Origin of the sequence: Longimicrobium sp. (assembly GCF_036399935.1) — a bacterium.
In the GTDB taxonomy this organism is placed as follows: domain Bacteria; phylum Gemmatimonadota; class Gemmatimonadetes; order Longimicrobiales; family Longimicrobiaceae; genus Longimicrobium.
Genome location: NZ_DASWMD010000056.1, coordinates 66,004 through 78,226 on the forward strand (window position 1 = coordinate 66,004; position 12,223 = coordinate 78,226).

The window sequence follows — 12,223 nt, forward strand, 5'->3', positions numbered from 1 at the left end:
CCATGCGTTCCCTCTCGACGCCGTGGCGCCGGAGCCGTTACCCCCCTTGCCCGTTGCGGCCCAAATCTTCATCATGTGACCAGGCCCGGACACACCCTCGTCCGGCGCAATCCCGACCGCAACTTCTTTCCAACTGAGCGTCCCCGCCGTCGTGCGGAGCGTGGCCGAACACCATCCAGGGAGCGAACGGATGAAGAAGACCAAGGCACTCCTGGCGGGCGCGGCAGTGGCGGCGTGCGCGCTGCTCTGGGCCGCCTGCACGCACGGCGCGCAGCTCGCCTCCGGGGGCACGGCGATCGATCCCGACGACATCGCGGGAGTGGTGACGGGGGCGAGCGGCCCCGAGGCGGGGGTGTGGGTGATCGCCGAGACCAACGACCTCCCCACGAAGTTCGCCAAGATCGTGGTGACCGACGACCAGGGGCGCTACCTGCTCCCCGACCTCCCGCCGGCGAGCTACGATGTGTGGGTGCGCGGGTACGGGCTGGTCGACTCGCCCAGGCAGCGGGCCGCGCCCGGGACCACGCTGAACCTGCGGGCGAGCCCCGCGCCCAATCCGCGCGCCGCGGCGGAGTACTACCCGGCCGGGTACTGGTTCTCGCTCCTCCGCGTTCCGGCCGAGAGCGAGTTCCCCGGCACCGGCCCGGAGGGGAACGGCATCAACCCCGCCTTCAAAAGCCAGGCGGAGTACGTCCGGCTCGTGAAGAACAACGCCTGCCTGGGCTGCCACCAGATGGGGAGCAAGGGAACGCGCGAGCTGCACCCGGCGCTCGGCACCTTCGAGTCGTCCGAGAAGGCGTGGGAGCGGCGGCTGCAGGTGGGCCAGGTGGGAGGCGCGATGATCGGCACGGTGCACCAGATGGGAATGCCGCGCACCCTGCGGATGTTCGCCGACTGGACCGACCGGATCGCGGCGGGCGAAGTTCCCCCCGCGCCGCCCCGCCCGCAGGGAATCGAGCGCAACGTCGTCATCACCCTGTGGGACTGGGCCGACCCCAGGGCGTACCTGCACGACCTGGTTTCCACCGACCGTCGCAATCCCACCGTCAACGCCAACGGCCCGCTGTACGCCGTGCTCGAGGCGAGCGCCGACTACCTGCCGGTGCTCGACCCCAACACCCATACGGCCAGCCGCGTGCCCGTCACCGTCCGCGACCCGAACACCCCGCCCGCGGCGCCGCAGCAGGTGGCGGTGCCCTCGCCGTACTGGGGCACCGAGGCGATCTGGACCAGCCGGGCGAACGTGCACAACCCCATGTTCGACGAAACGGGGCGCGTCTGGCTCACCTCCCGGGTGCGTCCGCCGGACAACCCGGCGTTCTGCAAGGCGGGATCGAGCCATCCGTCCGCGCGCCTCTTTCCGCTCAACGCCTCCAACCGCCACGTGGCGGTGTACGACCCGCGGACGAAGGAGATGAAGCACGTCGCCACCTGCTTCGGCACGCACCACCTGATGTTCGCCGAGGATGCCAACCGCACCCTCTGGCTGAGCGGCGGCGGGCCGGTGGTGGGGTGGGTGAACACCCGGCTGTGGGACCAGACGGGCGACGAGGAGCGAGCGCAGGGATGGACCGCGCTGGTCCTGGACGCCAACGGGAACGGCCGCCGCGACGACTACGTGGAGCCGAACGCGCCCCTGGACCCCACCAAGGACAAGCGCCTGCAGCCGGGGCAGTACGGAGGCGGCCCGTACGCCCTGGCGCCGGCGCCGGACGGATCGGTGTGGGGGACGATGTTCGGGTTTCCGGGCGCCATCTTCCGGCTGAGCCCGGGAGCCAACCCGCCGGAAACCGCGCTCACCGAGGTCTTCGAGCTCCCCATGCGGGATGGCAGGCCCGTGGAGGGCTTCTCCCCGCGCGGCGGCGACGTGGACCGCAACGGCGTGTACTGGGCCGCCCTGGCCAGCGGGCACATGGCCAGCTTCGACCGGCGCAAGTGCCGCGGCCCCCTGAACGGCCCCGCCGCCACCGGCCAGCACTGCCCCGAGGGGTGGAGCTTCTACGCCGAGCCCCTTCCGCAGCTGGGCAACGTCACCAGCGCGGGGAGTGGCGAAGGGAGCTACTACACCTGGGTAGACCAGTTCAACACGCTGGGGCTGGGCGAGAACGTGCCGATCAACACCGGCAACCAGTCCGAGGGGCTCCTGGTCCTCAAGGACGGCAGGTGGGTCGTGCTGCGCGTACCCTACCCGATGGGGTTCTACACCAAGTGGCTGGACGGCCGCATCGACGACCCGAACGCCGGGTGGAAGGGGCGCGGCCTCTGGGCCTCCATCAGCACCCGCACCCCCTACCACATGGAGGGCGGAAAGGGGACCACCAGCAAGGCGATCCGCTTTCAGCTCCGGCCGGACCCCCTGGCCCGCTAGGGCGAAGCGCCCGGCTTCAGCTGCACAGGCAGGGGTACGACCGGTAGCCGCCGAGGTTGGGGTTGGGATCCCAGACCGGGGGTGCGGACGGATTCGGAACGAGCGTTTCGAAGGTCGCGAGCAGCGTTTCCAGCGCGATCTGGATCTCCGCCCGCGCGATGCTCGCCCCGGGGCAGCGATGCGGGCCGTGGCCGAACGCCAGGTGCGGGTTCGGTTGCCGCTCCCACTTCAGCTCGTGCGGATCGGGGAAGCGGGCGGGATCGCGGTTGGCGGCCTCCAGGAAGAGGACGACCCGCTGCCCCTTACGGATCAGGTGGCCGGCACCCCACTCGCCCGAAAGGTCCACGTCCTCGGTGGCATGCCGCCCCAGGTAGCGGGTGGGCGTCACCATCCGCAGCAGCTCCTCGGCCAGCCGCCTGCTCGCGCCCGGGTTCGCCGCCACCATCTCCCGCCAGGCGGGCCACTCCGGGAGCAGCATCGGCACGCCGTCGCCGAGCAGCTTTTGCGTGGTCACCCTGCCGGCGGCGAAGGAGCCCATGCAGTTGATGACGAGGTCCTCGTCGGTGGCGAAGGTTTCCGCCTTCAGGAACGCGCTGACCAGGTCGTCGGAGGGCGAGGCCCGGCGCGCGGCAACCATCGCGCGGAAGTAGTCGCCGAACAGCGTGACGTCCTGGATCCGGACGTTCAGGTAGCCGCTGGTGACGTCGGCCAGGGTGTTGGACCATCGCGCCAGGTCGGCCAGCCGGCCCGGGTCGCCGGCGGGGATGCCGAACACCCTGCAGACCGTCTGCAGCGCGTAGGGCAGCGCGAAGTCCGTCACCAGGTCGACCTCGCCCCGCGCCGGCAGCGGCTGCAGCAGCCCGGCCGCGAGCTCCCGGATCCAGCCGGACAGCTCCTGCATCTTGCGCGACGCCTCCTGCAGGATCACCCGCTGGGCGCCGTGGTGGTCGGCCCCGTCCGAAAAGATGATCTGCTTCTCGACCGCGTCCTGGAGGAACGACCGCCGGGCCGGCCGCGCGTTCCCCGCGCCCGCGACGCGCGGGTCGGAGGTGAACCTCCGGTCTTCGAGGATGCTCCGGACGGCCCGGTGGCCGGTGACGAGCCAGCAGTTGGCGAGCGGGTCGAACGCGATGCCGTCCCGGGCTCTCGCCTGGTCGTAGAGCGCGTGCGGAGCCTGGTAGGCGCCCCGCAGGGCGGCCATGCTCGGGCGGTCGGGAGGGTCGAGGTTGGACACGCGTGCTCCGCGGTGCTGGATCGGGACGATGCGTCGGGTGAATTCGGGCGTCAGCGCGTGGGTTCCAGCGGATGGGTGCGCACCCCCGGGTACACGCCGCCGCCCACGTGCTGCTCCGCTTCCACGTACGCACCCCAGGGAAGCCTCTCGCCGTCGTCGACGGTCAGGCCGAAGTAGACGATGCGGTCCCTGGACTCCGCGCCCTGCGATCCCGGCGCACCCCCCACGTGTGAATGGCCATGGTACAGCGTGGCCGACCAGCTTCCCCCGATGTACGAGGCGTCGCGGCCCCGGCTGGCGGCGAGGTCGACCCCGCCGCCGAACGCCACCCCGCAGGAAAGGTCCACCCCCGCGCCCTTCCCCCAGATGGTGCCCGCCGGCAGGAACACGTAGCTGGGCCAGTCCAGCTGGTCGCCCTCCGGGCCATACCCGTGGTCGATGAAGAACGGCCGCGCGTCCAGTCCCACGTTCGCGGCCTGCCCCATCCCCAGCACCTGCCGGAAGAAGGCCGTGATGGTCCGGCGCGCACGCTGGTCGCTGGACGAGTTCTCCGGCGCCGCGATCAGCCAGCGGAACAGCTCCTGGACGGTCAGGCCGTCGACCAGCACCTGCTGGCGGTTGACCACGTAGTCGGAGACCTCGCTGGCGCGGCTGGGAAGGCGCGCCGCGATGAACGCCTCCAGCTCGGGGGAGGAGAGCACCCCGGACCGCACCGCGGCCAGTGCCTCACGGCCCTCCCGGGCGCGCGCGGCGATGGACCGCGCACGTTCGCTGGGCCGCACGCGGAGCACGGCATCGGCGAGCCTGGCCCCGAAGACGAAGGCCCGCTCCAGTGCCTTTTCGCTCGCGGCACGCCCGAGGACCTCGAGGAAGGGGCGGTCCGGGTAGGAAACGTGGGGGTCGATGGTGTCGTGGGTATCCGTCACCTGCAGCGCGAGCGCACGCTCCTGGCAGGGGCGGAACCGCGAGACGATCTCCTCCACCCCCTCCAGGTGCGGCTCGACGTCCAGCGACGGAAGCTCGTCCAGACACTCGGCGATGCAGTCCAGGCACTGCCCGCGCACGTCGAGCGTGACCATGGATGAATCGGAAACGATCGTGCCCACGGCCTCCCGGAGGGCGGTCTCGCCCAGCGGGGTGCCGGCGTGCTCCCGGCACACCCGCGCGAGCAGGTCGACCAGCCGGTGGCGCGGACGCTGCTTTTCGGTGTTCAGCCACGAGGTCGGGTGCACGTCCGATCTCAGCACCCGGCCCAGATCCGCCAGGACGCCGGCCCCGTCCGGCCCCGCGCTCACCGCCTCGTAGAGCCGGCCGAGAATCACGTCCCGCGCGCCGGGAACGCCGGTCTGGGCGGCCAGCCAGTTCATCCCGAACCCGCTGACGCCGTACAGCAGGTCCAGCATCTCCGGGTCGTGCAGGAACGGGTTCGCGCCGCCCCGCAGCGCGGCCGCAAGCGCCTCGAGCCGTTCCGTGATCGCCGCGGAATCCCGGGCCGGTGCTTCGTCCATGGGTGTCGTTCAGCCGCGGATGGCGATACGTCGATGCGGCTCGCCGGCCGGATGGAAGGCCGTGAGCGTGGAATGTGAGCCTGCCGGGCCCTGGAGCGCCCGCTCGCCCCCTGCCTACCTGCGGATGCGCGCGAACGTCTTGGCCTTGTCCATCACGTCGACCACCCTGCGGTTGAAGGTGAGATCGCTGATCTGCGGAGCATCGGCAAGGAAGCGCGAGTACATGTCGAACAGGCAGTGCGCGAGCATGTCGTCGGGGAGCTTCGCGAGCCGCTGCTGGTCGGTGGACCCGTCGGTGTTGTGGCCCGAGTACTCGATGACCACGCTGGTGTGGTCGTCTCCCGTCACCGGCAGGAACGCTTCCATGTGTTCCGCGTTCGGAAAGCGCAGCTTCAGCACCCGCGTGCGGGTGAGCGCATCCAGCGAGGAGACGAGCACCGCGATGCACTCGCCCAGCTCCAGGACGATGATGCCGATCCCCATGTTCGGCACGACCCGGCAGGGCTCGGTGTCGATCTCCCGGTAGTGCATGTGCCGCACTTCGGCGCGAAGGAGCCGGTATCGCGTGGCCCCGGTAAGGTACAGCGCCGTGGCGATCTGGTGCGGCAGCTCCACGTCCATCACCGATTCCGGCTTGGAGCGCCCCGCCAGCGTGGGCGTGATCCGCGGCTTCGACATCTCGAATTCCAGGTAGTGCGGCAGCCGTCCCACCTCCTGGATCTTGGCCTTGCAGGCACCCACGGACCGGCTGTACAGGTACGGATTGACCACGGCGATGCTGGCGCCCGTCCGGTCGGCGATGCGCTGCATCTCGTCGACGTCGGCGGTGTTGGCCGCGCAGGGCTTCTCGACGATGATCTGGCGGAATCCCGCGTCGGTCGCTTCGCGCAGCGTCGATGCGTGGTCGTCCGCCGGCGTGCAGATGTGCACGACCGTGTTGTCGGGATCCACGCCGGCCAGCTCGGCGAGCGAGGTCGCGCAGCTGATCGGCCGCGGGTCGTACCCGTAGTCGTATTCAAGACGATGCAGCGCGCGCTTGGTTCCCCCCACCACGCGGTCCACGAGGCCGACGACGGCCCCGAAGGGCGACGCCGCGGCCTTGTCGCGGAGAATCCCTTCCAGGATGGGAATGTGCAGGCCCAGCCCGGCGCGACCCAGCCCGACGACCACCGCGCCCAGGCGCCGGGGAGGCGCGGTCACGTTCGCCACGTGGAGATCGGCCGACACCAGCGGGGCCGTGGTCATCGTGTCAGTCACTTCCGTTGCTCCGTTGGAGGGGGCACACCGCCCGGCCGCGATGCGTCTTGCCGGCACCGGGCCGGATCTTCACCCGACGGGTTTGTGGAAACTGCCTCACCCGGAGCACCGGGTCTCCGCGGCACACGAGCGACTCGCCCGCCCCACGCCGCCCCGCCGGTGCGCATCGTTTCAGGTCAGCGCGGGAGGGACCTGGTTGCGGGGACGGGTGCAGGCCCGGACCGGCGCATCGCGGCGAAACCCCAGATGTTTTCCCCAGAGTATAAGCAGGCCTGCGGTTTCCCTGCAAGCCCCCTACACGACAGAAAGTCACAAACGGCCATTACGTCCCCGCCGCATCCGGCGGGGATCATCGGCGCTGGACGAGCGGCCTGGCACTCGTGCTTTTCGCCAGTTTGTGGACACCGCCCATGCCTGTCGTCCCGCGTGCCGGGCTCCGCGGGTTCCCCTCGAACCGGCGCGCGCCGGTCAGTCCATTAGCGCCAGCCCGGCGCCGAGCGCGGCGCCCTGGTTGGGGTTGACCACCCCGCGGCCGTGCCCGGTGGGCTGCATGGTCAGGTGCACGCCGCCGAAGTGCTCGCCGAACGCGAACAGCCCCCACACCACCTCGTGCGGCACGGCGCCCGCCCGGGCGTCGTGAAAGCAGTACGGCACCGGCTCCAGCCGCTCCTGCACCACCCAGTCGCCCTCCCGCACCGCCCGGGCAATGGCCTGCTCCCACTCGTCCAGCGTGTGGAAGCGCCCCACCACCACCCCGCCGCCGCTGTTCGAGCACCCCTTCTTCAGCACGAAGTCGTCGCGGCCGGCGGGCAGGTCGCCGGGAAGGTTCAGCGGGCGCCCGCGGAAGGTGGTGCGGGAGGGAAGCACCCGGCGCGTCCACGCGAAGTGCCGCTCGATCAGCGCGCGCTCGGCGGCGGTGAAGTCGGCGGAGCCGGCGTGCTCGGAAACCAGGGCCATGTTGCGCTTGTCGCTCAGGATGGCCTTGATGGGACCGCTGAACAGGTTCACGCGCCCGACCTTGAAGGCTCGGAACACGGGCAGGAAGTCGCCGCCGCCGTGCTGCTCGACCACCGCGTGCACCGGCTCGCCGGCCAGCGTCACCCCCTCCGGGCCGGCGGAGAGCTTCTCGAGCGAGCACAGGATCACCCGGCCGCCCGGGGCGTGCCCGGCGTCGACGAGCGCGGCGTGCAGCTCGTGCGTGTACTCCGCGGCATCGTACTCGGCGATGATCGCGGGCCGGTTCGGGTAGATGACGATCGCCACGTTGATGTCGCCTTCCGTCCACGCGCCCAGCCGCCTGGAGTCCTCCACCACGTGGCGGAGCATGGCGCGGCGGATCCCCATCGGCCGGGCGCGCCGGTTCACCTGGCGCAGGAAACGGGCGGTGGGCTCGGACTCCAGGTACCGCTCGCAGAGGTGGTCGGTCGCCAGCCCGCCGATGAAGCCGCTGGAGTTGATCTCCAACAGCTTGAGCCCCTCCGGCGTTTCCAGGTAGTCGCCGCGCGAGAACGCGCCGGCCACGCCGTTGGGCTCCGCCACCAGGATGGGGACCGACCGCTCCGTGATCAGGTCCGGCATCCCTGGCGAGCCGTCCGCCGACGGAGCCATGCGGTAGTAGTCGGCGATGGTGCGGGCGTCGTTCCGCAGGAAGCGCCCGACGGCGGCCTTGAGCAGCCGGTCCAGCCCTACCGCCATCGCCGCCAGCTCGCTCACCCGGGACGGCTCGAAGAAGAGGGGCCATGGCTGCACCGACGAGTAGAACCGCAGGCGGGGCGCCTGGCAGGCCCCGGTGTAGCTGCCCCGGTCCAGGCACTCCGGGTGGGTCGCGACGAAGTCCAGGAACTGGCGGTTCACCTCCGACCACCGGGCGTGGACGGGCTTCGCCTCGTCCAGCGTGGACATCAGGGTATCTGCAGACATGGAATGGATACGTCGATGAATCGCCGGTCCCGCGGCGCCGGGCACTGCCATGGCCCATAGGTAACGATCCAACGCCTAATCCGCAATAATTTGTGTGCGCTGCCAGGCAGGCTTCCTTTTTTTCTGCAGGCCCTCTCCACGGCGGAAGGTCACAAACGGCCGTTGCGTCCCGCCGCGAACTCGTGTATCTCACCAGTTCGTGGACACCGCACCTCCCCGTCGTCCAGAGTGCCGGGCCCCGCACGCTCCCCTCAAAACGCGGCGCGCCCGGACCGTGCTTCACGGTCCGGGCGCGTCCGCCGATTCAGAACCTGACTCCGCCGGCGGCAACGCCGGGGTGGGCCAGTCAATCCGCCGGCACCCGTTCGGAGGGCGGGTCGTCCGGTGACGGCCCGCCGGCCAGCACGCCGGCCGCCGCGGCGTCGAGCGCGCGGTCGCCCTCGCGCCACCGTTCGCGGCGCGCGGCGAGCCGGCGGGCGGCAGCCGCCCATTCGCGCCGCAGCTCGGCCAGGGCCCGGCGCAGCTCGTCCCCGCCCGGCCCGCCGCCGTACGCCGCCGCCGCCGCGACCGCGGCGGGGTCCAGCCCGTCCGCGTCCGCGTCCATCCCCAGCTCGCGGAAAAGGGCGCCGGCCGCCTCCGCCAGCGGCTCCCCGCGCGCGGCGGCCTCCGTCACCAGCTCGCCCACCCGGTGGTGCGCCTGGCGGAACGACATCCCCGTCTCCACCACCAGCCGGTTGGCCAGCTCGGTGGCGGCGGTGAACCCCTCGTTTGCCCGCTCACGCATCCGCTCCGGCCGCGGCTCGGCCCCGGCGACCACCAGGCGGGCGAGCACCACCGCCTCCGTCACCCCCTCCAGCGCGCCCCAGAGCGGCCGCACCCCCTCGGTTCCGACGGCGACCGAGTTGCTGAAGGGCGTGGCGTGCATGGCCACGGCGGCGGCGGTAAAGGCGCCCAGCGGCGCCCCGGCCCGCCCCTGCACGTGCTCCAGGAGAAAGGCGTTGCGCTTCTGCGGCATCATGGAGCTGGAGCCCACCAGGGTGTCGGGAAAGCCCACCAGGCCGAACTCCGCCGTGCTCCACAGCTGCAGGTCGGTCGCCAGCCGGCTGAGCGTGACGCCCAGGACGGACGCGGCCGAAAGGAGGCGCAGGACCAGGTCGCGCGAGGCCACCGCGTCGATCGAGTGCAGCACCCCCTCGGCGAAGCCCAGGAGCGCCGCCGTCCGCTCCGGGTCGATCGGCACCGTGGTTCCCCCCGCCGCGCCGGCGCCCAGCGGACAGCGGTCCAGCCCGTCGGCCGCCGCCTCCAGCCCGTGCAGGTCGCGCAGGAGCGCCAGCGCCACGCCGGCCAGGTAGTGCCCGAAGGTCACCGGGAGCGCCGCCTGGTAGTGCGTGTAGATGGGCATGGTGGTGGCGGCGTGGCGCTCGGCGCGGCCCACCAGCACGGCCAGCAGCCGAAGCACCTCCCCGGCGAGCCGCCCATACGGCTCGCGCAGCCGCATGCGGAGGACGGTGGCGTTGATGTCGTTGCGCGAGCGGGCCAGGTGCACCGCGCCGCCGGTCTCCTCGCCCAGCGTCTCCACCAGCCAGCTTTCGTACAGCAGGTACAGCCCGCGCGGCGCCGCGCGCCCCTTCAGCGGCGCGTAGCCCTCCGCGACCAGCCGGTCCATCGCCGCCAGGAGCCGCCGCCCGCGGTCCCGGGGAAGGATCCCGCGCTCCACCAGCATCACCAGGTGCGCGCGGTCGATGCGGACGTACGACGGGAGCTCGTCGCGGATCGCGCGGTCGGCGTCGTCGCCGAAGACGATCCGCCGCGCGCGCGGGTCCAGCGCCCGGCGGATCCGCCCGGTGTCCTCGCTCACGCCGCCCCCTCCCGCGCCCCCGCCAGCGGCGCGGCACCGTCCGCTTCGACGGCGGACACGGGCGCGTCGATCCGGACGCGGACGGTGTCGCGGGCGCGCTCGGCGGCGCGGGCGGCGGTGCCGGCCTCGTCGGCGCAGGCGACCGCGTGGCCGATGCGGTCGCGGAAGTCGCCGTGCACGTCGATCTCGTCGCCGGGGCGGCGGTAGGCGCTCACCTCCACCACGTCGGCGAGGCCGAGCGCCTCCGGCACCCTCTCGAACTCCGCGAGCCGCCCCGCGCCGGGCGCGAAGAGAAAGCGGATGGAGGCGTGCCGCCGGCGCGAGGGCGCCAGCTCCGGCTCCTGCCCTACCACCAGGCGCAGCGTTTCGCGGATCAGGTCGATCCCCTGGGCGTGGCGCACCAGCTCGGGGATGAAGCCGCCGGCCAGCCGCGGGTTCACCTCCATCGGCACGGCGCGCCCCTCGTGGTCCATCCGCAGCTCCCAGTGCAGCGGGCCCCAGCCCAGTCCCAGGAGCGCCGTCCCGCGGGTCACCGAGTCCACCAGCGCCGCCGCGGCGTTGCCGGGGACGTCGGCCGGGTAGTCGTGCCCCGCCTCGACGAAGAAGGGCGGGGCCCCCAGGTGCTTGCGGGTGATCCCCACCACCTGCCCGGAAAAGACCTCGACGGAAAACTCGTCGCCGGCCACCAGCGACTCCACGAGCACGCGGGCGCCCTCTCCCCCCGAGGCGAAGAGGAGCGCGGCGTGCGACCCGGCCTCCGCCACGTCGGCGCAGGCGCGCACGCCCACGCTGCCGCTGCCGTCCACCGGCTTGAGGACCACGGGAAAGCCGATCTCGCGCGCGGCGGCCACGGCCTCGGGCGCCGACGAGACGGCGCGGAAGGCGGGGGAGGGAACGCCGCCGGCGGCCAGCACCTGGCGCTGCCACGACTTGTCGCGCGCGGCGCGCACGGAGGCCGCGTCCGGGCCGGGAAGGCCGAAGCGCGCCGCCAGCGCCGCCGCGGTGGCGATGAAGTACTCGGAGCTGGAGGTGATCCCGGCCACCCCCGCGGCCCCGCCCCAGCGCGCGGCGACCAGCGCGTGCAGCTCGTCCTCGTCCACGCGGGGAACGACGACCACCTCCGGCGCGTCCGCCTCGGCGAGGTAGGCGTACTTTTCCGGGCGGGTGGTGACCAGCACCGGCGCGAACCCCATGGTCCGCGCGGTGCGCGCGAAGAGCCGCCCCGTTCCGCTGGTGTTGCTTTCGACGAAGAGCAGCGCCTTTGCCGCGCTCACGCCGGCACCAGCCTGGGCCCGGCGCCGGCCCGGTCCATCACCTCGGCGAACGTGCGGCGGCCCCAGCGGAAGAACGCCCACGGGTCGTCGCCGTCGTGCGGGTGGTCCCATTCCACCGGCTCGCGCGGAAGTACGTCCAGGCGCGCGCCCTGCGCCTCCAGCCAGGCGTCGTCGTACACGGTGTCCTGGTAGCGGTACCCCTCGTCGGGAAAGATCACCGCGCCCAGCCGGTCGGGGTTCTCGCGCGCCCACGCGTCGGCCACCAGGTACGCCGCGCCGCTGGTGGGACCCACGTACAGCGCGTGGTCCTGGTGCAGCCGGCGGGTGGCGAGGAAGGCCTCGGCCGCACCCACCCAGTGCACCAGGTCGAAGGCCGTGTGGTCCACGTTGGGCGGCATCAGCGAGTTGCCCAGGCCGCGCAGCAGCCGTCCGCTCCCGGCGTCGGACTGGCCGAAGAGCACGCTGCGGTGCGTGTCGACGCCGATCACCTCGAGCTCGGGGGAGATCCGCCGCAGGTGCGACGAGATCCCGCACACGCTTCCGCCGGAGCCCACGGTGCCGATCAGGCAGTCGACCGCCCCGGCCGCGTGGGCCAGCTGCTCGGCGCAGGGTGCGTAGCTCCCCGGGTTGTGCGGGTTGCTGTACTGGCGCGGGCAGAAGCTCCCCGGGTTCTCGGCCAGCACCCGCTCCAGGACGGCGAGCCGCGCCTGCTGGAAGCCGCCGGTGGGCCCCGGCTCGCGGACGATGTGCACCGTGGCGCCCAGGTCTTCCAGCCGCCGCTGCAGCGGGGCATCGATGGCCGGG

8 protein-coding genes are annotated in these 12,223 nt (G+C 72.5%); 1 reads left to right on the forward strand and 7 read right to left on the reverse strand.

All coding sequences use genetic code 11. From position 1 onward, the window contains the following. Window positions 1-190 precede the first annotated feature (190 nt). Window positions 191-2,368: a hypothetical protein gene (locus tag VGB24_RS17475; protein ID WP_331074233.1), complete on the forward strand. Its 2,178-nt coding sequence runs from the start codon at window positions 191-193 to the stop codon at window positions 2,366-2,368. Between the two features lie 16 nt (window positions 2,369-2,384). On the opposite strand, the gene VGB24_RS17480 is transcribed toward VGB24_RS17475, so the two are convergent. The 7 genes from VGB24_RS17480 to VGB24_RS17510 all read right to left on the reverse strand — a co-directional run. Beyond that, window positions 2,385-3,602 (reverse strand): cytochrome P450, encoded by a 1,218-nt coding sequence (locus VGB24_RS17480; protein WP_331074234.1) that lies wholly within the window; start codon window positions 3,600-3,602, stop codon window positions 2,385-2,387. A gap of 50 nt (window positions 3,603-3,652) precedes the next feature. Next, window positions 3,653-5,110 (reverse strand): hypothetical protein, encoded by a 1,458-nt coding sequence (locus VGB24_RS17485; protein ID WP_331074235.1) that lies wholly within the window; start codon window positions 5,108-5,110, stop codon window positions 3,653-3,655. Window positions 5,111-5,224: 114 nt separating this feature from the next. Beyond that, complete coding sequence (locus VGB24_RS17490) at window positions 5,225-6,367, reverse strand: Gfo/Idh/MocA family protein (RefSeq protein ID WP_331074236.1); 1,143 nt, start codon at window positions 6,365-6,367, stop codon at window positions 5,225-5,227. Between the two features lie 468 nt (window positions 6,368-6,835). After that, window positions 6,836-8,287, reverse strand: coding sequence for a hypothetical protein (locus tag VGB24_RS17495; protein WP_331074237.1), 1,452 nt, complete (start codon window positions 8,285-8,287; stop codon window positions 6,836-6,838). A 346-nt stretch (window positions 8,288-8,633) separates the two neighbouring features. Beyond that, window positions 8,634-10,145, reverse strand: a complete 1,512-nt coding sequence (gene argH / locus VGB24_RS17500; RefSeq protein ID WP_331074238.1) for an argininosuccinate lyase — start codon at window positions 10,143-10,145, stop codon at window positions 8,634-8,636. Then, window positions 10,142-11,419 carry an ATP-grasp domain-containing protein gene (locus VGB24_RS17505; protein WP_331074239.1) on the reverse strand — a complete coding sequence of 426 codons (1,278 nt, stop codon included), beginning with the start codon at window positions 11,417-11,419 and terminating at the stop codon, window positions 10,142-10,144. The genes argH and VGB24_RS17505 overlap by 4 nt, the downstream gene beginning before the upstream one ends. Next, the coding region (locus tag VGB24_RS17510) for a pyridoxal-phosphate dependent enzyme (RefSeq protein ID WP_331074240.1) at window positions 11,416-12,223 on the reverse strand (808 nt) is incomplete at its 5' end. The genes VGB24_RS17510 and VGB24_RS17505, both read right to left, overlap by 4 nt.